General features: G+C 72.6%; 23 protein-coding genes and 1 pseudogene. 16 read left to right on the top strand and 8 right to left on the bottom strand.

The annotated features are described in order from the left end of the window. Window positions 1–258 precede the first annotated feature (258 nt). Window positions 259–408: a hypothetical protein gene (locus ACF061_RS16740; protein ID WP_392267592.1), complete on the top strand. Its 150-nt coding sequence runs from the start codon at window positions 259–261 to the stop codon at window positions 406–408. A 307-nt stretch (window positions 409–715) separates the two neighbouring features. Here ACF061_RS16740 and ACF061_RS16735 read toward each other — a convergent pair whose 3' ends face one another. Then, window positions 716–1,441 carry a class I SAM-dependent methyltransferase gene (locus tag ACF061_RS16735; protein WP_392267591.1) on the bottom strand — a complete coding sequence of 242 codons (726 nt, stop codon included), beginning with the start codon at window positions 1,439–1,441 and terminating at the stop codon, window positions 716–718. A gap of 753 nt (window positions 1,442–2,194) precedes the next feature. Between ACF061_RS16735 and ACF061_RS16730 the strand changes: the two genes are divergently transcribed. From ACF061_RS16730 to ACF061_RS16715, 4 genes and pseudogenes are all read left to right on the top strand, one after another. Continuing rightward, window positions 2,195–3,358, top strand: coding sequence for a serine hydrolase domain-containing protein (locus ACF061_RS16730; protein ID WP_392267590.1), 1,164 nt, complete (start codon window positions 2,195–2,197; stop codon window positions 3,356–3,358). Between the two features lie 92 nt (window positions 3,359–3,450). After that, a complete protein-coding gene (locus ACF061_RS16725) occupies window positions 3,451–4,614 on the top strand; it encodes a serine hydrolase domain-containing protein (RefSeq protein ID WP_392267589.1) in 1,164 nt (387 codons plus the stop codon). Between the two features lie 475 nt (window positions 4,615–5,089). Next, complete coding sequence (gene sigJ / locus ACF061_RS16720; protein WP_392267588.1) at window positions 5,090–6,034, top strand: RNA polymerase sigma factor SigJ; 945 nt, start codon at window positions 5,090–5,092, stop codon at window positions 6,032–6,034. A gap of 201 nt (window positions 6,035–6,235) precedes the next feature. After that, window positions 6,236–6,491: pseudogene (locus ACF061_RS16715) on the top strand (dihydrofolate reductase family protein); the annotation flags it as partial. Window positions 6,492–6,643: 152 nt separating this feature from the next. Here ACF061_RS16715 and ACF061_RS16710 read toward each other — a convergent pair. From ACF061_RS16710 to ACF061_RS16690, 5 genes are all read right to left on the bottom strand, one after another. Further along, window positions 6,644–7,078 carry a hypothetical protein gene (locus ACF061_RS16710; RefSeq protein ID WP_392267587.1) on the bottom strand — a complete coding sequence of 145 codons (435 nt, stop codon included), beginning with the start codon at window positions 7,076–7,078 and terminating at the stop codon, window positions 6,644–6,646. Continuing rightward, window positions 7,062–7,559: an RNA polymerase sigma factor gene (locus tag ACF061_RS16705; protein ID WP_392267586.1), complete on the bottom strand. Its 498-nt coding sequence runs from the start codon at window positions 7,557–7,559 to the stop codon at window positions 7,062–7,064. Before ACF061_RS16705 ends, ACF061_RS16710 begins: the two co-directional genes overlap by 17 nt. Further along, window positions 7,556–8,251 carry a class F sortase gene (locus ACF061_RS16700; protein WP_392267585.1) on the bottom strand — a complete coding sequence of 232 codons (696 nt, stop codon included), beginning with the start codon at window positions 8,249–8,251 and terminating at the stop codon, window positions 7,556–7,558. Before ACF061_RS16700 ends, ACF061_RS16705 begins: the two co-directional genes overlap by 4 nt. 3 nt (window positions 8,252–8,254) lie before the next feature. Further along, the gene (locus ACF061_RS16695) at window positions 8,255–8,734 is read right to left on the bottom strand and encodes a sortase-dependent protein (protein WP_392267584.1); all 480 of its coding nucleotides are present in this window, start codon (window positions 8,732–8,734) and stop codon (window positions 8,255–8,257) included. Window positions 8,735–8,854: 120 nt separating this feature from the next. Further along, on the bottom strand, window positions 8,855–9,346 hold the full coding sequence (locus ACF061_RS16690; protein ID WP_392267583.1) for a hypothetical protein: 492 nt from the start codon (window positions 9,344–9,346) through the stop codon (window positions 8,855–8,857). Between the two features lie 456 nt (window positions 9,347–9,802). On the opposite strand from ACF061_RS16690, the gene ACF061_RS16685 reads away from it, so the two are divergent. Both ACF061_RS16685 and ACF061_RS16680 read left to right on the top strand, forming a co-directional pair. After that, on the top strand, window positions 9,803–10,432 hold the full coding sequence (locus tag ACF061_RS16685) for a helix-turn-helix domain-containing protein (protein WP_392267582.1): 630 nt from the start codon (window positions 9,803–9,805) through the stop codon (window positions 10,430–10,432). Window positions 10,433–10,577: 145 nt separating this feature from the next. Then, window positions 10,578–11,039, top strand: a complete 462-nt coding sequence (locus tag ACF061_RS16680) for a hypothetical protein (protein ID WP_143634572.1) — start codon at window positions 10,578–10,580, stop codon at window positions 11,037–11,039. Between the two features lie 400 nt (window positions 11,040–11,439). Here ACF061_RS16680 and ACF061_RS16675 read toward each other — a convergent pair whose 3' ends face one another. Next, a complete protein-coding gene (locus ACF061_RS16675; RefSeq protein ID WP_392267581.1) occupies window positions 11,440–12,201 on the bottom strand; it encodes an ArsR/SmtB family transcription factor in 762 nt (253 codons plus the stop codon). A gap of 64 nt (window positions 12,202–12,265) precedes the next feature. Between ACF061_RS16675 and ACF061_RS16670 the strand changes: the two genes are divergently transcribed. Next, entirely contained in the window at window positions 12,266–13,807 is a 1,542-nt protein-coding gene (locus ACF061_RS16670; protein ID WP_392267580.1) for an MFS transporter, read from the top strand. Window positions 13,808–13,809: 2 nt separating this feature from the next. Beyond that, window positions 13,810–14,724, top strand: coding sequence for a PhzF family phenazine biosynthesis protein (locus ACF061_RS16665; protein WP_392267579.1), 915 nt, complete (start codon window positions 13,810–13,812; stop codon window positions 14,722–14,724). Window positions 14,725–14,824: 100 nt separating this feature from the next. Here ACF061_RS16665 and ACF061_RS16660 read toward each other — a convergent pair whose 3' ends face one another. After that, entirely contained in the window at window positions 14,825–15,100 is a 276-nt protein-coding gene (locus tag ACF061_RS16660; protein ID WP_392267578.1) for a hypothetical protein, read from the bottom strand. Between the two features lie 172 nt (window positions 15,101–15,272). On the opposite strand from ACF061_RS16660, the gene ACF061_RS16655 reads away from it, so the two are divergent. The 7 genes from ACF061_RS16655 (at window position 15,273) to ACF061_RS16625 (ending at window position 22,315) form a co-directional block, all read left to right on the top strand. Next, window positions 15,273–15,806, top strand: a complete 534-nt coding sequence (locus ACF061_RS16655; RefSeq protein WP_392267577.1) for a 2,4'-dihydroxyacetophenone dioxygenase family protein — start codon at window positions 15,273–15,275, stop codon at window positions 15,804–15,806. A 33-nt stretch (window positions 15,807–15,839) separates the two neighbouring features. Beyond that, a complete protein-coding gene (locus ACF061_RS16650) occupies window positions 15,840–17,273 on the top strand; it encodes an MFS transporter (protein WP_392267576.1) in 1,434 nt (477 codons plus the stop codon). After that, a complete protein-coding gene (locus ACF061_RS16645; protein ID WP_392267575.1) occupies window positions 17,270–18,379 on the top strand; it encodes a 2,3-butanediol dehydrogenase in 1,110 nt (369 codons plus the stop codon). Before ACF061_RS16650 ends, ACF061_RS16645 begins: the two co-directional genes overlap by 4 nt. Continuing rightward, window positions 18,376–19,254, top strand: a complete 879-nt coding sequence (locus ACF061_RS16640) for an SDR family oxidoreductase (protein WP_392267574.1) — start codon at window positions 18,376–18,378, stop codon at window positions 19,252–19,254. The genes ACF061_RS16645 and ACF061_RS16640 overlap by 4 nt, the downstream gene beginning before the upstream one ends. A 468-nt stretch (window positions 19,255–19,722) precedes the next feature. Beyond that, window positions 19,723–20,706, top strand: a complete 984-nt coding sequence (locus ACF061_RS16635) for a helix-turn-helix domain-containing protein (RefSeq protein WP_392267573.1) — start codon at window positions 19,723–19,725, stop codon at window positions 20,704–20,706. A gap of 716 nt (window positions 20,707–21,422) precedes the next feature. Further along, entirely contained in the window at window positions 21,423–21,626 is a 204-nt protein-coding gene (locus tag ACF061_RS16630) for a NucA/NucB deoxyribonuclease domain-containing protein (RefSeq protein ID WP_392267572.1), read from the top strand. A gap of 59 nt (window positions 21,627–21,685) precedes the next feature. Then, entirely contained in the window at window positions 21,686–22,315 is a 630-nt protein-coding gene (locus tag ACF061_RS16625; protein ID WP_392267571.1) for a DUF6924 domain-containing protein, read from the top strand. Window positions 22,316–22,665 lie beyond the last annotated feature (350 nt).

The following is a 22,665-nucleotide window of genomic DNA, read 5'->3' as shown; positions in this document are numbered from 1 at the left end:
CCGGGGCGCCGCTGCACCCCGGGAGCCCTGCCAATGTCGGGGCCGCCGGGAACCGGACCCGGACGCCGCACGGTCTTCGGCTGGAACGGCATGGGCCGGCTGTTGCAGCCGTCCCTGTCCGCGTCGACCCAGTGCTTGGACTCGCTGCGCCCGTAGCCGGTCGGTCCTCCACCCGCACCGGCAACTCGGAGAGACCATCGTGTACCGGCAGGGTCACCGACTCCCCCGGCACGCGCAGCCTTCAGTAGTGGCCTACCGTTGAGCGCCGCGCTGGTCCGCACCCTGGACGGGAAGGTCGACGCCGCGCTGCTGGAGCGGGCCCGGGCCGTCCACCGTGCCTGCGTGGCCGACTACCTCGCCGAGCGCGGAGACCTCGTCACCGAGGCCGGGCACTCGGCATGCACCTGATCCACCGCCGGCCCCGGTCGCACGGTCCCAGCACCGCAGTCCTGGTCTGACGGCGGGCAGCGGGCCGGCCGCTCGGGGCCCACTTCACCAGACCCGCGGCCACGAGAGCAGTGGCCCAGCTCACGGACCGCGGTGCGCTCCGCGCAGCCTCGCGCCCTGACATAAGGCGCTCGCATGGCGTACATATCGCGTGCCAGCCACATACGGAAGGCGCGCCCTCGCCGGACACGGGGCGTCTGTTGGTGTCCTGTGACATCGAAGTCTGAGCGAGTGCCATCGAAGTCTGAGTGGCGTCGACCGCTCAGGATCAGAGGCGTCGTGCGAGGAAGACGAACTCTTTGCCTGGCCGGTCGGGCGCATCACGAACGTCTTCCACCATGTAGCCCTGCGTGACCAGGTCCGTCTCGACCTCTTTGCGCTCTCGGAAGCGCAGGGTCGAGTCCGACGTCAGCACCTGTCCGTCCGCTGCGAAGATGTAGGTCCAGCGGAAGGTCACCAGGGGCCGGCTCACCTCGATCAGCTGGACCCAGCTCTCGACGGAGCCGACGCCCGGGATGTCCGTCACGTGGTAGGAGTTCTCGCGGGTCCACTCTTCCCAGGCTCGTCTGGCCGGATCACGGGTCTCGAAGACCAGGTGCCCGCCGGGCCGTAGTGCCTCGTAGGCTCCCCGCAGTGTCTTCTGCCAGGTGTCCGGATCAACGATGGCCTGGGCGACATTCGCTGTCATCGTCGCGAGGTCGACCTGCGGTGGCGGGAGGGCTGTGGCGTCACCGCAGATCCAGCGCACTCGGTCGCTGCCCGGTTCGGCCCGGGCGACGTCGACGGATGCCTGGGCGGGGTCGATGCCGACGACGTCGATCCCGCGGTCGGCCAGGAGAAGTGCGAACACCCCTGTGCCGCAGCCGATGTCCAGAACGTGGCGCGCTCCGAACTCTTCCGCCATCCGGAGGTAGGCATCGAGATCGCTGCGGTCGGGGTCGAGCCGATCGTAGATCGCGGCGAGTCGTGGATGCCCGAAGCAGTCGTCAGCCATGCGGCCGAACGCTTGCAGAGTCGACCTCGAAGAGCTACTGAGTTCCGCCGGACTCGGCCGGATCCGTGTACGCTTCCGCGAGCTGCCCCGCTGCCCCTGACCATCCGCACTCCATGCCGATCAAGCTTCGATGGCAGAGATCAAACTGCGGTAGCACCGGACAGTGAGGGCGGTCTTCCGCTCCTGGGCATGCACACGCCTGGGCCACCGCGGCCCGCCGTTCGGAGCAGTCGAGCCGGGGCGGCAGCCGGTGTCCACCGCCCTCCGCAAGCGGCAGGCCGAGGAGGAGCACGGCTGCCGGGTGCTGCCGCGGCCGGGACCGCCGGAGTGGATCGTCGAACGCATCGCGGTCGGTGTTCTTGTCGAAGGTGTAGGCGCGGGTGGTGCAGACCGCGTCGGGGATGGTGTCCTGCACCTGGGTCAGGCGTCCTGCCTTGTCATAGGCATAGGCCCGGGAGGCGGTGACGCCAGGGGTGCCGAAGTGGGGGTTTCGGGAGATCCGGGCGGAGGCTGCTCGCCAAGGTGTCCTGGACACCCGGCCGACGGATCCTCGGGCGAGAGCGTTGCCGAGTTGCTGGCCGAGGATCGCTGGCGTACGGCCCTGGGAGTACGGTCCCATGCCCGGCCCGGCCCAGGAGCACGTTCCCGGGGGGCGGTCTCGTCCTCCGCGCGGACGGATTGACGGCCCGTCGGATGGTCCTCTGGGTAGGGCGCCGAGAAGAGCTCCGGCGCCCTACCCGGAGGAGCTTTCCCGTGAACGAACACGCACCGCGGCACCACCGTCCGAACCGTCTCCGCGGTCACCGACGCGGGGTGGCGGTGACCGTGACCGCGGTGGCCGCCGCCGTGGTGGCCGGCATCCTGGCACCGGCAACGGCCTCCGCCGGCCCGCGGCCGGACGCCATGCAGCAGCGCCTCGACGCCCTGGTCCAGAAGGACGGGGTACCCGCCGCCCTCGCCACCGTCAAGGAACGCGACGGCCGCAGCCGCACCTACACCGCCGGGGTCGGCGACGCGGCCACCGGGGCCAAGGTCCCGGTCGACGGACAGGTGCGGATCGGCAGCAACACCAAGGCGTTCACCGCCGTCGTCGTCCTGCAACTGGTCGCCGAGGGCAAGGTCGGCCTGGACGCGAGCGTGGACACCTACCTGCCCGGCCTGGTGCGCGGCGACGGCTTCGACGGTCGGAACATCACGGTCCGCCAGCTGCTCCAGCACACCAGCGGCCTGCCCGACTACGTCAACCACGAGGTCGTCCTCAACGAGCCCAAGCGCTACTTCGAACCGCGCGAACTCCTCGACGCCGCGCTGGCCCAGAAGGCCGACTTCGCGCCCGGCGCCCAGTGGGGGTACAGCAACACCAACTACCTGCTGGCGGGCCTGATCATTCAGAAGGTCACCGGACGCCCGCTCGGCGAGGAGGTCACCAAGCGCGTCATCGACCGGATCGGCCTGCGCCACACCTACTTCCCCGCCCCCGGGGACATGACGATCCACGAGGCCCACCCCAAGGGCTACCAGCGTGCCGCGGACGGGTCGCTGCGCGACTACACGGAGCTGGACCCGTCCTGGGGCTGGGCGGCCGGCGCGATCGTCTCGACCAACACCGATGTCACCCGGTTCTACGGCGCGCTGCTCGGCGGCCGTCTGCTGCCCGCGGCCCAGCTCGCCCAGATGCGCACCACCGTCCCCGCCGACGAGGTCGGCGCCGGAGTCCGCTACGGACTCGGCCTGCTGAGCCGCCCGCTCTCCTGCGGCGGGCTCGCCTGGGGGCACGGCGGGACGATCCCGGGCTACCAGACCTTCGGCGGCACCACCGACGACGGCCGCGCCGTGAACATCGCCGTCACCACGATGGCGGACGACGACACCGGAAAGCACGTGGAGCAGGCAGTGAACGAGGCGCTCTGCCGCTGATCGTCCCCTGGGTGGCCGGCGCCGGCCCTCGGCGCCGGCCACCCTGCCGCACCGCCTGGCGCCTCCCTCTTTTTCCCAGCAGTGGAGTTCCGATGAACGAACACACCCCGCGGCGCACGGCGCGCCGCGTCCGCATGGTGCGGTACGCCACGACGGCCACGGCCGCCGCCGGGCTCGCGCTGACCGCCATCGCCCCGACCGCGGCCTCCGCCGCACCACGCCGGGACGTCGTGCGGCAGCGCCTCGACGCGCTGGTCAAGGACGACGGGATGCCCGCCGCCCTCGCCACCGTCAAGGAACGTGACGGCCGCAGCCGCACCTACACCGCCGGGGTCGGCGACCTGGCCACCGGGGCCAAGGTCCCGGTCGACGGGCAGATCCGGGCCGGCAGCAACACCAAGGCGTTCACCGCCGTCGTCGTCCTGCAACTGGTCGCCGAGGGCAAGGTCGGCCTGGACGCGAGCGTGGACACCTACCTGCCCGGCCTGGTGCGCGGCGACGGCTTCGACGGTCGGAGCATCACGGTCCGCCAGCTGCTCCAGCACACCAGCGGCCTGCCCGACTACATGGACGCCCCCGCGCTGACCGACTTCACCACCATCCAGTACCGCTACTTCGAGCCGCGCGAACTCCTCGACGGCGCACTGGCCCAGAAGGCGCGGTTCCCCGCCGGGACCGACTGGGAATACAGCAACACCAACTACCTGGTGGCCGGCCTGCTGATCCAGAAGGTCACCGGCCGCCCCTTCGGCGAGGAGGTCACCAAGCGCGTCATCGACCGGATCGGCCTGCGCCACACCTACGTCCCGTCCACCGGGGAGACCGCCCTCCGCGAGCCCCACCCGCACGGCTACCTGAACACCGGCCCGGACGCGCCACTGATCGACTACACCGAGATGGACTCCTCAATGGCCTGGTCCGCGGGGGCGGTCGTGTCCACCAACACCGACCTCAACACCTTCTACAGCGCGCTGCTGACGGGTCGTCTGCTGCCCGCCGCCCAGCTCGCCCAGATGCGCACCACCGTCCCGGCCGAGCTCCTGGGCCCTGGCGTCCGCTACGGCCTGGGCATCCAGAGCAGGCCACTGACCTGCGGTGGCCTCGTCTGGGGCCACGGCGGCACCTCCGTGAGCTACCGGACCCGGGGCGGCGTCACGGAGGACGGCCGTGCCGTCGACATCGCCGTCACCACCATCCCGGACGCGCCCACGGCCAAGCGCCTGACCGACGCGGTCGACGCGGCCCTCTGCCGTTGACTTCCGCCCGGACCCGGAGCGCAGAGCCCGGCACTCGGCGAAGCAGGCCGCCGCGGCGGCGGACCGGTAACCGCCGGATGCCCACATCCCCGGCCGGTCGGCGCGTCACCGGTCCGGCCAGCGGCGCTCCCTCCCCCCGCTGCCACTCCCACAGGCCCGCCGCCCGGCGGATCCCGCCGCTTCTCCGGGCTCCCTTCGCGGGCTCCCATTCCTACTGGTCATCACATTCGTCATCCGGCTTCGAGGGGGGGACCATCCTGAGGGCGGGGAGCCGGGGAGTGACGTCGGACGGTGTCGTAGCGGTGCAGCAGCCAGCGGAGGAGGTCCAGGCGGGCCTTCCCGCCCGGCCGGACACCCTTCCTCCCGCCCGAGCGGACCAGTCCCGCCCGAGCGGACCAGTCCCGCCCGAGCGGACCACCGTTCCTCCCCCGACGCGGCGCGTTCCGTCCGCCGCCCGGCGGCTAGGATCCGCCGCATGGCCCTGACCGCGCAGCTCGTCGACCGTTTCGAGGCGTCCAGGCCCCGCCTGGAGGCCATCGCCTACCGTCTTCTCGGCTCCGCGAGCGAGGCGGAGGACGCCGCGCAGGAGACGTTCCTGCGCTGGCAGGCCGCCGACCACGACCGTATCGAGGTGCCCGAGGCCTGGCTGACGAAGGTCCTCACCAACCTGTGCCTCAACCAGCTCACCTCCGCCCGCGCCCGGCGCGAGACGTACGTGGGCCAGTGGCTGCCCGAACCGCTGCTCGCCGGCGACCCGATGCTCGGTCCGGCCGACACCGCGGAGCAGCGTGAGTCGGTCTCGTACGCGGTCATGGCCGTGCTGGAGCGCCTCTCTCCGGGCGAGCGGGCGGTGTACGTGCTGCGGGAGGCGTTCGACTACCCGCACCGGGAGATCGCCGCGATCCTCGACATCAGCGAGGCCGCCAGCCAGCAGACCTTCCACCGCGCCAAGAAGCACGTCGCGGAGGGCAGGGCCCGCACCGAGATCGACGAGGCCGCCGCCCGGCGGATCGTCGAGGAGTTCCTCGCGGCGGCCACCAGCGGCCGCACCGAGCCCCTCGTACGGCTGCTCACCCAGGACGCGATCTCCGTCGGTGACGGCGGCGGCAAGGTCCCGGCCCGTACCAAGGCGTTCGAAGGCGCTCTCGCGGTCGCGAAGTTCATGCGGGGCCTGTTCAAGCCGGGGAAGGCCAAGCAGGCGCTGGTCGGCGGCGTCCCCGAGGTCTACGCCACGACCGCCAACGGCGACCCGGCCGTCGTGGCGGTCGTCGCCGGGCGGGTCGTCGGCGTCATCTGCATCGAGGTCGCCGCCGGGGGGATCGCCGCGTTCCGCAGCCAGGCCAACCCCGACAAGCTCGACCGCGCGACCCGCCGGTGGGCGGCGGCCGACCACGGAGAGCCCCTGCTCCGCGTCCTCTGACCCACCGGCCCCTCGCGTGGGCCACGTCATACCGCCGCCCTGTCAGAAAACGGCGGGCCGCCCGTTTCAAGGGGCGAACCCGCTCGAGACAGGAGCCAGGAGATGCAACAGCACCGGATCATCGTCCGCGGAGCCGGATACGCCGGAGCCGGATACGCCGGAGCCGGCGCCGCCGGACGCCTCGCCAGGCGGCTGCGCCGCGTGGTCTTCACCACCCTCACCGATGACGACCTGGTGCCGAACTGGGGCGAGATCACGAGCCCGTGTTCACTGGACGACGTCGCCGCGCTCAAGGAGACCGACGGCGGTCCGGTCGTCATCCACGGCAGCTCCACTGACCCGGCCCCTCACCGACGCCGGCCTGATCGACCGCTACCACCTCCTCGTCTTCCCCCTCCTCCTCGGCGCCGGCAAACGTCTGTTCAGCACCGCGGACAAGGCCACCCGGAAGCTGAGGCCGACCGACCGAGCCACCCGGCGACCGGACCGGTACCGCGGGCCGGTCGCCTCTCGTCGGCGGAGCCGAGCCCGCGGGGGAGCGGTCACCGGGGGAGTGAACACGGTGTCCCGCGCCAGGGCCGCGGGGGCCGCCTCCGTCGTCGGCGGGAGTCACCGTGCGGTGACCGGGGTGGCACCGCCGGTTCCGCCGGTGCCGTTCGGTTCGCCGGTGCGGCTCGTTCCACCGGTGCCGCTGTCGCCGTCTACCGAGGGAGAGGACGGGGTGGGCTGCGGGGTCGGTGTGGCGGGGGTGCGGGTGGGTGCCGGCGTGGCGGTCGGCGCGGAGACGGTGGCCGGCGGGGCCAAAGGGGGAACGGGGACCGGGCGGGATGCGGCCGCGGTGGGCCACAGCAGGGCCACGGAGGCGACCACCGCCGTGACCGCGCCCCCCGCGGCCGCCGCGCGCAGCCCACGGCGCCGGGCCGCACGGCGGCGGATCCCCTCGAACGCGCCGGGCGGCGGCGCCAGCAGCACCGGCCCCTGGCGCAACAGCGTGGCCAGCTCCTCGTCGCCGTCCTCGTCCCAGGGCTCAACGGATGTGATCAAGTCGTCCTCCCAGGCGGGCGCGCAGGTACTCACGGGCGGCGTGCAGATCGGCCTTGACGGTGCCCTCTCGGCGCTCCGTCAGCTGGGCGATCCGACGGACCGGCAGGTCGGCGTAGTAGTACAACAGGACGACGGTGCGCAGCCGTTCGGGCAGCGACTGCACCAGCAGCCGTATCGGGACCGAGGTCTCCGCGCCCTCCGCCGGCCGGGCGAGCGCGGCCTCGGTGCCGACGCGCCGCACCGCCCGTCGCTCACGCTCCAGTTTGCGCCAGTGGTCGCGCACCAGGTTGGCCGCCGTGACGTAGAGGAAGCCGCGGGGCTCCTCGACGGCGGTCCAGCGCGTCCACAGCCGGGTGAACGCCTCGGACGCGATCTCGTGGGCGGTGCCGTCGTCGTCCACCAAACGGCGGCACCAGCCGGCGAGAGGGGGGTACAGATCGGCGAACAGTTCGGCGGCTGCCCTGTCCTTGGACCGGCTCAACTCTCTCCCAGCGGCGGAACGGTGGTGGGGGCGGGGCGGGGCGGGTGTCCGGGGCCGGGCCACACCGGGTGCGCCACGGCGGTCAGGGTGGCGAACACGATCACGTTGTCGAGGTATCCGTCACCGCTCCTCGCACCGCCGCAGGTGATGAGACGCAGTTCCGGGCGGTCGGTGTCGCCGTAGACCTCGCGGGTGGGGAAGCGGTCCTTGGCGACGGTACGCACCGCGTCCACCGTGAAGGTCGCCGAGGCCCCGTCCTGGAGCCGGACGACGACGCGCGCGCCCGGCCGCAGCCGCGCCAGCCGCACGAAGACCCCGTCCCCGTACCGGCCGACGGTCACATGGCCGAGGATCACCGACGGCCCGAGCTGCCCGGGCGTGGGTGAGCCGCGGTACCAGCCGGCCGGGGAGTGCGCCCGGACCGGTGGCACCTGAACCGTCCGGTCGGGCGCCAGGCCGAGACCCATGAGCGGGGTGTCCACCCCGATGTCCGGGATGCGCAGGCGCACCGGTGCCGACCGCGCGAGCGGGGCGGGCGCGGCCCTGGTGGTGGCACCCGCGGACCCGGTGGTGGCGGCTCTTCCCGCCGGGGACGCGGCCACGCCGGAGGCCTGGCAGCCGGTGACCGCACCGACCGCCAGACAGACCGTGGCGACGACCGCCGGCAGCGCACTCCTCCGGTACGCCCGCACGGGTCAGCCCCGGGCCTTGAGCCTGCGGCGCAGCACCACCGCGCCACCGCCGAGGGCCAGCACCACGGTGCCGGCCGCGACCGTCGCCTCCGAGGTCCCGGACGTCTCGGCCGGCACCCCGGTGTCCGGCGCGCCCGAGGGCACCGCACCGACCTGGCGCCCGTTCCCGCTCACCGTGGTGGGCACGGGCACCGGCTCGGGCGTGGCAGGACCTCGGCCGGACCCGGTCCGACCGCCGTCCGCTCCGGCGCTGCCCGCCCCGCCGCCCGCGACGGTGGGCACCGGCACGGGTGTGGCGGAACCTCTGCCGGACCCGGTCTCAGCGGCGGCCGGTCCGGCATTGCCCGTCCCGCCGCCCGCGGCGGCGACCGACGGTGCCGGCGTGGCGGAGGAACCGCCGCTGTCGGCGAGAGCCGTCCCGGCTCCGGCCGCGCCCAGCGCGACAGCGCAGCCGAGGGCGGCAAAGAAGGACCGTGCACGCATGAGGAGTCTCCCTCGATCAGCCCGGCCCTCCCCCCACGGGGCGCCGGGCGGCTTTCCGGTGCGGAATCGGGAGGAGAGACGACGCGGTACCGGCCGGGGTTGTAAAGAGAGGGCAAAGAGTCAGCCGGCCGTGGCCGCCGGCGGGACCTCGGCCACCGCGGCGGCCGGCTCGGCCTCGGGCGCGCCCGGTACCGGGGCCCCGGGCAAACTGTCCAGCGCCCGCGCCAACCAGTCCTCCTCCGACTTGAGTTGCTTCAGCCGCTCCTGGAGACCGGCGATCCGCGCGGTGACATCGCCCTGTTCCTTGCGGTTGGCCGCGAGGTCAGGCGTACTGCTGCGCGTACTTGGTCTGGATGGGGGCCTTTGCGGGCTCATCGGCCACGACAGCGCTCCTTCTACCTGGTCGTTGCTGCCGGATGCCACGCACTGTGAGGGACGGCAGTTGCTCTCCCGCGTGATCGCCACTCTTGCGGTGACCGTGGAGACCGGCTCGCTGGGCGACCAGTCGGGGGCGCTGCGCCCACCGCTGCGAGCGTCGCCGACGACCTCGAACAGCTCACAGAGGCAGGGCTCACCGATTGCACCCTGTGGCTGCCAGTCGCGGCTGAGCATGTCGGCAAGGCGATGGAGTGGGTCGCAGCCGAGGTCACCCCGCGACTCACCTGATGGCGTGGCACCCCCCCGCGATCTCGTCGATCGGGGAGCCGGCAGCCGTCGTCGGTGACCGCGCTGAGCACGCGCATGCCTTCCCCAGCCGCACTGTGAAGCGGGCCTGCTCGGAGACCTCAAGGATCACTCGGGGGACGGTACCGCCCTCCGTATGCCCTCCCAGAACCGATCCACAGGTGCTGGGCATTGCTCGATCACGGCGGGTGAACCCCTTGTTCCCACGTGTGTGCGGGGCGACACGGCGGAATGGTTTCGCCCGGCATGCCGGTCCGGGGAACATGGTCGCGGACGCCAAGGGCCGGGGCCGCGCCGTTGTCGGGGGACGCGACCGGGCCACGCCATCGGGGGGATGCCATGAACACAGCCGTACGTACACGAACGGCGGACAGAGGTCGCGGAGTGCTGGAGGGGGCGTTCGCGCTGCTGGAGGCCCTGCGACGGCACGGCGACGAGGCAGGGGTGACCGAACTGGCGGTCGCGTGCGGAGTGCCCAAGAGCACGGCTCACCGGCTGCTGGAGCAGTTGGTGGCCCTGGGGGCCGTGGAGCGCCGTGGCGTGCGCTACCGGCTGGGCGCGCAGCTCTACCGGCTCGGCCAGGCGTGGCAGCCGCACCCGGGACTGCGTATGGCGGGACGTCTGCCGCTGCACCGGCTGAGGGCCGCTACCGGAGGCAGTGCGGTGCTGGCGGTGATGCACAGGGAACGGGCTCTGACGGTCTGTTCGGTGCCCGGCCGGGTGGAGCCACTCGTGCCGGTCCGCAACGGCGAGGCGTTCTCGCTGGACACGGCGCTGGGCAAGGCGCTGCGAGGCCCGGTGCGCAGCGGTGCCGTCCTGGACCGGGAGGATGTGGTGGACGGGGTCTGCTGCGCCGCGCTGCCGGTTCGGCTCCCGGCGGGGGCCGTGGTGGGGGCGGTGGCCGTGATGGTCGAGGCCGGCCAGCGGCTGGAGGTGATGGCGGACCGGGTCGCCGAAGCAGCCGCCGCCGTCACCCGCGCGTTGGGCCGGTCCGGGATCGAGGTATGTCCGTGAGAAAGGCGTGTCCGGCCGCGTTCCGTTCAGCGGAACGCGCGTAGATGCGAGGCGGTGACGGCGGGCAGGGTGGATGCGTGCCGGGGACGGCACGGGCCTCGCCGGACAAGACGGGGCCACCACTTCATCCAAGGGGGAACCAACCATGCGTGGAATCGCTCGAGTGGCCACGGCCGCTCTGCTCTCGCTGGGCAGCGTCGCCGGATTCGCCGCGGCGGCCCAGGCCGAGCCGATCGACTACGTCCGCATCGAACTGCTGGAGCTGACCTGTCACCAGCAGAGCGAGGGTGATCACGACGAGGCCTACCTGAAGGTCACCGACGCCAACGGAAACGCCGTCAAGGTGTGGCCGGGAAGCCTCAAGTACCAGACCATGGGCCCGGGTTACGTCCGGTCGATGACCGACGGCAACGGGAACGCGGCCCTCGTCCTCGGCAAGCAGCAGGCGCGCACCATGACGTTGTGGGACTACGACACGACGAGCGGTGACGACAAGCTGGGTGCGACGCTGGTGACGGGCAGTGAGGCGGGTGCCGAGATCCAGTACCGCTCGCTCGAGGGGTCCGGCGGCGTCTACACCATTGCCTACCGGGTCATCGACATCTGACGGTCCCGGTGTCCTCGCGTCGACGGCGTGCCGAGCGGGTGCTCCCCACCCGCCCGGCGCCGGATCGCGCCCCATCGGCGCGGGGGCATCTCGTCCGGGCCGCGGGCCGGCCCGGTGAGGGCGCTCGTGATCAGGAGATCGGCCGGGCAGGCGGTGGGGGCCGCGGTATGGTCGCGCGCTCGTTCGGCCGGCATCTTCAGCGAGCGCGGCTGCAGGGGTTCTCCCCGCCGACGCGGGGCGCTCCCCGTACCCGTGGGTATGATCCCAGCGCCCGGTTCAACCGACTTCCGGCAGTGCGGGCGGGGACGGAGTGCTCCGGCTGCACCGTGGTGCCGAAGAGGTGGCCGGTGGAGCGCACGTCCGCTCGGCCGATGCACTCACGCCGGTCGGCATCATCCCGCTACCGTGCGAAGGTCAGGCCGAGCGAATGCTCCAGACCTGCGACCCCCTCCTCGGTCACATGGACCACGCGCGGTGCCGCACCCCAGCGCACCCAGTCCAGCTCGAACAGCCGGGCCGTCAGTGCCGCGCCGAGTCCGCCGGCCAGGTGGTGCCGGTGCTCGCTCCAGTCGACGCAGTAGCGCACGGCGGGGCGGCGCGGTGGCAACCGGTCGGTGTCGACACCGAGCTCGCGCAACTGCGCCGGGCCGCTGTCGGTGAGGGCGTAGTGGATGTCGCGTCCGTAGGAGGCGGGGCGGTCGCGCACGGCCCGCTCGGCGCGGTGGACGCCGTCGTAACCGGTCAGCACGCCGCGGTCGAGCAGCGCGCCCATCAGACCGGTACCGAGCTGTCCGGCCAGGTGGTCGTAGCAGGTGCGGGCGCGATGCAGGGCGTTGGTGCGGTTGCTCTGCTTCAGCGAGGTGATGGGCAGCGGCGGGGCGATCAACGCGAGGGCCTCCAGAGCGGCGGAGACGTCCGGACCGGCCAGGCGGTAGTAGCGGTGCCGGCCTTGCCGACTGACCGTGACGAACTCCCCCTCGACCAGCTTGGCCAGGTGCACGCTGGCGGTGGCAGCGCTGACACCCGCCTCACCGGCGAGTGCGCTCGCGGGCAGGGCGCGGCCGTCGGCCAGGCACTTGAGCATCCGGGCCCGCGACGGATCGGCGACCAGCGCGGCGGCGCGGGCGATGTCGGTCTGCTGCTTGAGCGGCTCGTCCACCATGATCGCAGCTTACGACATCAACACTTTTACGCACGACGAAGTGTCCGGCTTCGATGATCTCCACATGAGAGCAACGCACCTCGCCGCCCGCAACGGGCCGGCCACGGGGCCGACAGCCGGACGGGCCACCGACGCCCGTCAGCCCGCGCTCGCCATGGCTCCGCTGATCGCGCTCAGCCTTGGCTATTTCCTCGTCATGCTCGACGTCACCGTCGTCAACGTAGCCATCCCAGACATCCGCACCTCGCTCGGCACCGACGCCACCGCCCTGCAGTGGATCGTCGACGGCTACAGCACCCTCTTCGCCGGTCTGCTGCTGCTCGGCGGCGCGCTCGCCGACCGCGTCGGCCACCGCCGGATCTTCCTGACCGGACTCGGCGTCTTCACCATCGCCTCGCTGGCCTGCGCCCTCGCCGGATCACCGGCACCGCTGATCGCCGGCAGGCTGGGGCAGGGCGCAGGTGCGGCACTGCTGGTGCCCGCATCTCTCGGCCTGCTCCAGACCGTCTATCCCGACCGCTCGGTGCGCGCCCGCGCCGTCACCGTCTGGGGCGCGGTCGCCTCGGTGGCCTTCGGCGCCGGGCCGGTGGCCGGCGGACTGCTGGTCGCCGGCAGCGGCTGGCGCGCGGTGTTCTGGTTGAACCTTCCCGTCGCCGCCCTCGCGGTCGCTCTGACGCTGCGGCACCTCCCGCCTGCCTCCCGGCCGCGAGACAAGGCATCGAAGCCGGACCCGCTCGGCCAACTCCTCGGCGTCGTCGGCCTCATCGCGCTGGCCGGCGGACTCAACGAGGCGGGCACACGCGGCTGGACCTCATCCCTGGTGCTCTTCGCATTCGGCCTCGCAATCGCAGCCCTGGCCGCCTTCGCCGCCGTGGAACGCGCCCTCGAAGCACACATCCGCGCAGGCGGCCGACGCGCACCGCTGCTCCCGCCATCCCTGTTCCGCGCCCCCTCCTTCACTCCCACCGCGGCCATCGGCCTGCTCATCAGCCTCGGCTATTACGGCATGCTGTTCCTGACCACCCTGTACTTCCGGCAGGAGCGCGACTTCAGCGCCCTGGCCACGGGGTTCGCTCTGCTGCCGTCGGTGTGCATGGGGCTGGTCGCCGCCCCGCTGTTCAGCCGGATCACCGCCCGCACCGGCCCGTACCCGCCCATGGCCGCCGGCCTCGCGCTGGGCGCACTCGGCTTCCTCGGCTGGCTGCCGACCGGCCCCCACACCCCGTATCCCGTACTGCTGTTCGCCTTGATCGCCACCGGCCTCGGCCAGACGCTGACGGCCCTGGCCGCCACCGCCGCGATCGTCGACACCGCACCCGCCGCGGGCGCGGGCATCGCCTCCGCCGTCTTCAACGTCGCCCGGCAGGTCGGCAGCGCCGTCGGGGTGGCCTTGTTCGGCACCCTCGCCACCACGGCGTCGGACTTCACCGAGGGCCTGCGGCTGTCGGCCTGCCTCGCTGCTACGGCCTTCGCGACCGGAGCCCTGCTCGCACTGGCCGCCCGCCGCCGAGTCGACACCCCCACCGCGGGGGAAGACCGACCCACCGTGTCACCTGGCAGGCCCTGCAAGAAACCCAGCAAGAATCCCCACGGAGAGGATGACTGACCATGACGAACTCGAAGACCACCGTGACCGAACCGGCCCGCCCCCTGACCGCCGAGGTGCTGCACTACACCGCCTTCACCACCAGCCCGACCGGCGGCAACAAAGCCGGGGTCGTCCTCGACGCCTCTTCTCTCCGCGACACCGAGATGGTGACGATCGCCGCCGAACTCGGCTACTCGGAGACCGCGTTCGTCACCCGCGGGCCCGGCCCGGACAACGGTCGGTCGTTCACTCTGCGGTTCTTCAGCCCCAAGGCGGAAGTGGGCTTCTGCGGCCACGCCACCGTGGCCACCGCGGTCGCGCTCGGCGAGCGCATCGGCGAGGGCCACTTCGACTTCCACACCGCCGCAGGCCACGTGCCTGTCGCCGTCCGCGAGGAGAACGGCGTACTGAAAGCCACCCTCACCAGCGTCGAGCCCCGGGTGCACGACACCGCCTCGGCCGATGTGACGGAGGCTCTGGCGGCGCTCGGCTGGCAGGTCGGCGATCTGGATGCCGCCCTGCCCCCGAGGATCGCCTTCGCGGGCGTGCGCCACCTGGTCCTTGCGGCCGCAACCCGTGAGCGACTGGCCGACCTCGACTACGACTTCGACCGACTGATGAAGCTGATGCAACGGCTCGACCTGACGACCGTGCAACTGGTGTGGCGCGAAACGGCGACCGTCTTCCATGTCCGCGACCCGTTCCCGGTCGGCGGCGTGGTGGAGGACGCCGCGACGGGCGCCGCGGCCGCGGCGTTCGGCGCCTACGCCCGCGACCTGGCCCTCGTCCCGGCAGACGCGAAACTCACCCTCCACCAGGGCCACGACATGGGCCGTCCGTCACTGTTGGAGGTCGACCTGGTCACCGGCGATCCACGGGTACGCGTCACCGGCGCCGCGATCGGCATCCGGCCGGCGTTGGCGCCGCGGTCGTAGCGGGACATCGCGGAGCGGCACGCAGAGCGTGCCGCTCCGGGCGAAGAGACCGTCCAGCGCCTGGCGGGGTGGCGGTGAGCGCGCTGGCGTACGCACCTGGTCACGCCGGCCACTCCGTCTCGTACGTCTGGGTCCGCTGCTCGCTCCACGGCTCCCGGGCGGGCGGCCCGTACTGGTCGCTTAGCTGCTCGACCTGGGCCTGCGTGCGTCTGCCGCTCTTCGCCGGCACCGTCGCCTTCGCCCGGTCCGTGATCGGCTGAACCGGCCCGGGCGAGGCGCTCGCCGCGCGCCACGAGGTAGCGCCGTCGCGCCGGGTGGATCCCGCCATCGCGGACGCGGTGGAGCGGAAGACCGCCGCGATGCGTGCGCTTGACACATGGTGCTCCCCGTCACGCACGGGCCTCCCGTGGCGGGCGGTCGGCGGCTTCGGACAGTGCGGACGTCCGGAACAGGCAAAGAAGGGTGTCCCGTACGGGACAGACAGGACATGCGTCGCGGGATTGACTTCCAGCCAGCCACCCGATGAACGAGCCAAGGGAGTCCGTTCCATGCCTGAGCAGCCGAAGAACGAGTTCTGGAAGAACCTCAAGCCGATCGAGAACTCGTTCAAGCCGGACGCGCTGCCGGAGGTCTACCTCTCCGACGTCGCCACCGACGACGACCGCTACTACGCGCCCTTCACCGACACCGTCAGCTCCCGCCCGCTGTGGATCAACGTGAAGGACAACACGTGGTCCGACATCCTGCGGGCCAAGGAGGCGGGTCTGGTCAACCGCCACTACCACCCTCACGAGGTGTTCGCGTACACCATCTCCGGCAAGTGGGGCTACCTGGAGCGGCCCTGGACGGCCAGCGCCGGTGACTTCGTGTACGAGGCTCCGGGCGAGGGCCACACCCTGGTCGCGTACGAGAGCGAGCAGCCGATGAAGGCGCTCTTCATCGTCAAGGGCCCGCTCATCTGGCTGGACGAGAACGGCGAGCCCACCGGCTACTTCGACGTGCACGACTACATCGAGATGTGCCGCCGCCACTACGACGAGGTCGGCATCGGCGCCGACTACGTCAACTCCCTGTTCCGCTGACCGGCAGCGTCCAGAACCCGACATGAGGTCGCCATGACCAGAACCCCTTTCCGGTCCGGCGCCGCGGCGCCGGACCCGGAGGCGGCACCCGGGGACGCTGAGGCCCGCCGCTACGAGCGCCGTCTGCTGCTCGTCCTCTTCGCGGCCTTCGGCTTCGTCTTCTTCGACCGCCAGGCGCTGACCTTCCTCGCCCCGTTCATCTCCGACGACTTCCACCTCTCGCACACGGCCCTGGGCGTCCTGTCCGGTGTGCTGGCGCTCACGTGGGCACTGTCGGGGCTGGTCTGCGGCAGGCTCGCGGACCGGTACGGCCGCCGCCCGGTCCTGATCGCCGCCGTCGTGCTCTTCTCCTGCTTCTCCGCGGCGGGCGGCCTGATGACCGGCTTCGCCGGTCTGCTGATCGCCAGGGCCCTGATGGGCCTGGCGGAGGGCGCGGTCCTCCCGCTGGCGCAGTCGCTGATGGTGGAGGCCTCGCGGGAGCACCGGCGGGGCCTGAACATGGGCCTGCTCCAGGGATCGTCGGCGGGGCTGCTGGGCGGCATCGTCGCCCCGCTGGTCGTGGTCTGGATCGCCGAGCACCACAACTGGCGGACGGCGTTCCTGGTGACCATCGTCCCCGGGCTGCTGATCGCCGTGTGGATCGTGCGGTCGGTGCGCGAGCGCCCGCCCGTACCGGTGCTCCCCGACGTGTCGGACGCCACCGGCGCGGGCACGTCCGGCACGGCCGGCGACACCGCCGTCGACACGGCGAGCGGCACCGCGGACGGCCCGGCGGACGCCGGCGCGCGGGAGGAGGCGGCACCCCCGCTGCGCGAGGTGCTGCGGGAAGTGCTGACGCACCGCAACATCGTGCTGTGCGCCCTGGCGGCCTGCTCCTACCTGACCTGGTTCACGGTCGTCATCACCTTCACGCCCACCTACCTGGAGGACGAGAAGGGCTTCTCCTCCAGCACGATGAGCCATGTCATGACCTGCTTCGGCGTGGCCTGGGTGCTGTGGGGCTTCCTGACCCCGGCGGTGTCCGACCGGATCGGCCGGCGGGGCGCGCTCATCGCCTTCACCGTCGTGGCGGCGCTGTGCCCGCTGGCCGTGGTGTACGTCGACAACCCGGTGCTGCTCGGCGGCGTCGTGGTGCTCACCTACACCGGTCTGGGCTGCTTCACGCTGATCATGGCGACCATTCCCGCGGAGACCGTGCCGCGCCGGACGCTGACCGTCGCCCTCGGCCTGGTCATGGGCGTCGGTGAGCTGGCGGGCGGGTTCATCGGCCCCCTGGTCGCCGGGCTGGCCTCGGACGTCTGGGGTCTGGACGCGGCGATGTTCATCTCCTCCGGCGGCGCCGTCGCCGTGGTCCTGCTCGCGCTGGGGCTGCGGGAGACCGCCCCCGCGGTGCTGCGCCGCAGGGGCGCCGACGCCGGGCCCGCACACGACGCCATACCGGTTTCCACCTCGGAGGGTGCGATATGAAGGCCGCGGTCTGGTACGGAGCGCGCGATGTACGCGTCACCGAACGGGAGGTGACCCCGCCGGGCCCGGACGAGGTGCTGCTGTCGGTGGCGTATTGCGGGATCTGCGGCAGCGACCTGCACGAGTACACCGACGGCCCGCACTCGGTGCCGGTCGGCAAGGCCCACCCGGCCTCTGGCGCCCGCGCCCCCCTCGTCCTCGGGCACGAGTTCTGCGGCACGGTCACCGCCGTGGGCTCGGCCGTGCGGGGGCTGGCGGCGGGTGACCGCGTCGCGGTCGAACCGCACTACCGCTGCGGCGCCTGCCCGCGCTGCCGGGCGGGCGAGTACAACATCTGCCGCCACTTCGGCTTCGCCGGGCTGATGGGCCACGGCGGGCTGGCCGAGTACGCCACGGTGCCCTCGTACATGGCGCACCGGCTGCCCGACGACGTGCCGCTGGAGCAGGCGGCCCTCTTCGAACCGGCCTCGGTCGCGCTGCACGCGCTGCGGCGCGGCGGGGACGCCGACAGCGTGGCCGTCGTGGGCCTGGGCCCGGTCGGGCTGCTGACCGTGCTGCTCGCCGCGCGGCGGGGGATCCGGCGGATCGTCGCCTCCGACGTCAACCCGGCCCGGCTGGGCCTCGCGGCGCGCCTCGGCGCGACCGAGGTGGTGGACGCCAGGGAGGAGGACGCGCGGCTCCGGGTGCGTGCCGCCTGCGGCGGTGAGGGCGCCGACGTGGCCTTCGAGGTGGTCGGCTCCCAGGCGGCCCTGGACACCTGCCTGGCGGCGACCCGCCGCGGCGGGCGGACGGTGCTGGTGGGGCTGGGGCGCCGCGTCAGCTTCGACTCCTCCACGCTGGTGGACAACGAGCACTCGATCGTGGCGAGTGTCGGCTACCGGGACACCTACCCGGAGCTGATCCGGCTCGTCGGGGCGGAGGGCCTGGACCTCCGCCCCGTGGTGACCTCCGTCATCGCCCTCGACGACGTGGTGCGCGAGGGGTTCTCGTCGCTGCTCGACGGCGGCGACCAGATCAAGATCCTGGTGTCGCCCTCGGCCCCCGCCTCCAAGGAGCACACCCCGGCGGCCCCGGCGCACGCCGGACGGGAAGGAGACAGCCGATGACCACCGGCGCACCGACCGGCCCCGGTACCGGGCCCGTACCGCCCGCCACGGGTACCGCCCCCGCCGCGCCGTCCGGCCCCGTACCGCCGGGGACCGCGCCGTCCGGCAGCGCGCCCCTCCCCGGGCCCGTGCCCGGTGCCGCCCCGCCGTTCCCCGGCCCCGACGCCTTCGCGGGCCGCACCGCGCTGGTCACCGGCGGCACTTCGGGCATCGGGGCCGCCACCGCCGAGCTGCTGGCGGAGCTGGGCGCGCAGGTGTACGCCCTGGGCCTGCCGCCCGCGCCCGGCGGCGAACCGCCCCGGCACGAGCGGGTGCGCGTCATCGAACAGGACGTGACCGACCGGGAGGGGCTGGCCCGCCGCATCGCGGAGACCGGCACCCTGGACCACTTGGTGGTCTGCGCGGGCATGAGCGCGGACCGCGCCGAGTACGAGCCCGCGACCTGGGACCGCGTGCTGGCGGTCAACCTGGGCGCGGCGATGACGGCGTGCGAGGCGGCCCGGCCGCTGCTGGCCCGTCGGGGCGGCTCCGTCGTCACCGTCTCGTCCATGTTCGCGCTGTTCGGCAGCCGGGACCGGCCCGCCTACAGCGCCAGCAAGGGCGGCGTCTCCCAGCTCACCCGGTCCCTGGCGGCCGAGTACGCGTCCGACGGCATCCGGGTGAACGCGGTGGCGCCGGGCTTCGTCGTCACCCCGCTGGCGCGCGGCGTGCTCGACGACCCGGCGGCGGCCGGCGCCGTCCTCGCCCGCGTCCCGATGGGTCGCCTCGGGCTGCCCCGGGAGGTCGCCTCGGTCATCGCGTTCCTGTGCGGCCCGGCGGCGGCCTACGTCAACGGAGCGGTGATCCCCGTCGACGGCGGCTACTCGGCGGCCTGAGACCCGCCCCCGGCCGGTCCGGGCCCGCGCCGCACCCGCCCCCGGCCGGTCCGGGCCCGCGCCGCACCCGCCCCCGGCCGGTCCGGGCCCGCGCCGCACCCGCCCCCGGCCGGTCCGGACCCGCGCCGCACCCGCCCCCGTCGGACGGCCCGCGCGGCTTTGCCCCACCCGTCCCGCACGGTTCACCCCACACCCGCCCCGCCCTGCCGCCCCCTGTCCGACGGCCCGCCCCGGTTCTTGGGAGCGGGCCGTCGGACGGGGGTCCGCCGTCGGGTCGTGACCGGAGCCGCGTCGCCGAGTACCCTTCGCTGACCGGCACAGCGCGCGCGGGCACCCCGGCCGGGACCGATCCCGGCGGAACCGCTCCGGCGGGGCTCGCCCGGCGCATCCGGCCCGGCGGGGCCGGCTTCGAAAGCGCACTCCCACGCGGCGTGCACGACCCTGGCTCACGTCAGCAAGGAGGCCGAGTTGACCGGACACCCCGCCACCGTGTTCTCCCGAGTGTCGACACGGTCGGTCGACCAGGCGGACCGCGTCGACCTCTGGGAGGACTACAACCGGCAGGCCCTGGTCGGCCTGACCTGTTCCCCGTACTCCGACGACGGGCTGCTGGCCACCCAGACCAACGTCAGCCTCGGCAGCCTGCGCCTGGCCGACATCGCCGGGAACGAGCACGTCATCGAGCGCAACGCGCGGCTGTGCCGGGAGACGCCCAAGGACTCCGTCTTCGCGACCCTGCTGGTCTCGGGGCAGGCGGTGTTCTTCCACAGCGGCGGCTGCCTCAGCCTCGGCGCGGGCGACCTGGTGCTGTACGACACCCGCCGCTCCTACCTGCTCGGTTTCCCCACCACCATGCGCCAGCTCCTGGTGGACATCCCCCGGGAGGTCTTCGCCGAGCGCTGCCTGTCCGCCGAGCTTCCGGCGCCGCTGGTCTTCTTCGGGCGGCGGTCGTCGGCCGACGCCCCGGCGGTGCGGGCCCTGGAGTCCGTGCTGTCCGGCTGGTTCGCCCAGCGGGAGGCCGGCGACGTGGCGGGCACCGAGGGCACCGTGCTGAGCCTGGTGCGCTCGCTCACGGCGTCCCGGGTGGGGGGCGGACGGCCCGGGGACGACCAGGGCGCCCGACTGCTGCTCGCCAAGGAGTACATCGACCAGCACCTGTCCGATCCCCGGCTGTGCGCGGAGCACGTCGCCGACGCGGTGGGCGTCTCCACCCGGCAGTTGAGCCGCGTCTTCCGGCAGGCCGGGCTCAGCCCCTCCCGCCACATCCTCGAAAGCCGCCTGACGCGGGCCCACGAGCAGCTCACCGACCCCGGCTCGGCACGGCTGACGGTGGCCGACATCGCCCATGCGTGGGGCTTCGCCAGCCAGTCGCACTTCACCCGCGTCTTCCGCGAGCGGTACGGGCGGACCCCGGGCGAGCTGCGCCCGGCCTCGCCCGGCCGCCCGGACTGACCACCGCGACCGCGCGCGGGCGGCCGGTACGGGCCGGTGGCCGCTACGGGGTCCGGCGCGGCGCGACGCAGCTGTGGAACCCGCGCCCGCTCTTGCGGCCGAAATGCCCCTCGCGGACCATCCGGACGAGCTGCTCGGAGGGCAGGAATTGGTCGTCGCCGGCGCGACACTGCCGTCGACTTCTCCTACGACACGCTCACGCCCGAGGCGTGTGGCTTCACCGAAGCCGACGTTCCAGGCCGGTGTGGTCCGCCTCGACATCCGACCTCACATGGGAGACCAGACGGCATCACCGGCCAGAGCGTGTCCGGGACGGCCACCGGTTTCGCCCGCGAACCCTCGGGCACGCTGGTGGCCATGAGGACCGGCGAAAACAGCCAGTACTACCTCACCGACGCCCAGAACTCCGTCATCGGCCTGGCCGACACCACCGGCAAACGCACTGCCACCTACACCTACGCCCCTTACGGCCAACAGCGCACCAACACCGGCACCCAACAGCCCTTCCGTTCAGCGGATCTCGCACCTACTTCGCACTTGCATCGAGGAGGAGAAAGTGAAGGGAATCACCGACAGTTTGGCTGCCGGAGGAAAATATGCACCGGTCGAGAATTCGCAAGACGTCCTCCTTTTTGTGGTTGCATTCGCGGTGATCCTGGTTATCCTCTATGTTTTCATGCGAAACAGGCGCGGTAAGTAGCCTTGGGAAGCGGACCGTGGAGCCCGGTAGCCCGGACGCGATGAAGTGCGACTGTGACGAGTACCCGTTCGCCGCCGGCGGGGAAAGAGGCAGCCCGAGCCGGGCCAGCACCCGCATCATCTCGACCAGTGACAACCGCAGCGTCGGCGCCCGTCTCGGCGGCTTCTGCAAGAGCCGGCGCGTCCTGGGCGACGACGCCTACTACGTCCGCATCAAGTAAGACCGATCCGCATCGAGCAAGACAAACCATCTGCCTGGCACACTGGCCCTCTCCAGCACATGACCGGCAGGCATCGCAACGACGACGGGGGATCTCGATGCCACGTTCCAACCGGCAGCTCCTCCAAGGCCGCCCCGGCCGCTCAGGATGAAGGAGCGGGCAGACCTGGCCGTCATGGACCCCGACGCAGGCAAACCACCACGCGGACGCGGGTTGTTGGCAGCAGAGAAGGACTGGCTGCACATCGACGCCGGAAACGCCCTGGAGAACCCCATCGTCACCCTCTGCGCCGGAGAGGACCCCGGAGCAGACAGCGGCTGGGACGAGGTCGAAGAGATCACGCTGTTCTCCACGAAGGCAGCCCGGAGCGCTACGCGTCGATCACCGTCATCGACAACCCGGTCCATACGGGCTTCACAGCAGATCAGATCCAGGCGCTGATCAGACGCGATGACGAGGACTGGCCCGACAGCACTCTCATCCTCATCGCCGACGACCGAACGCCGGCCTCCGTGGAGTTTCCGCTGCCGACCGTGAACAACCTGCCCGACGATGACGACGCCCCGTTCAGGATCACCCTCCCAGCCGCCGGGGCCTTCGTCGTCAACATGGAGCCGGCCAACACGAGCTTCGGTGACTGGGGCAGCGGTGTCGACGCCGACGGCGTCTGCCGGGAAGAGCACTGCTGACAGCGCCCGGGCGGCGGTCGGCCTCGCGGCCAGGCCGAGCACCGCGGGCAGTACTGGGAAGAGGCCTGGTCCGTCCCGTCTGGCCGCTGCGGCCCCGGCCTGACCGCCGGGACCGCTGTGCTTCCGATGTCCGGGACGCATGGGCGGTAGCCGCGCAAGGCGTGGATCGAGCCGCCGCTGCGAGTCAGAAGGAGATCTGCCGCTTCGGTCCCTGCAGCCCCTTTCAATGCCGGATCGTGCAGGCGCAGAGTAGTGCTTGGTCAGGTTGGTCGGTTGTGGTGGTGCGTGTGCCGACCCCGCCTACGGCACCAACGCCCACCTGCGAGCGGCACTGTCCGACCGTGCCGGGG

It is taken from the genome of Streptomyces sp. NPDC015220 (genome assembly GCF_043079345.1).
In the GTDB taxonomy this organism is placed as follows: Bacteria; Actinomycetota; Actinomycetes; order Streptomycetales; family Streptomycetaceae; genus Streptomyces.
This window is presented reverse-complemented; position numbering and strand designations above follow the sequence as displayed.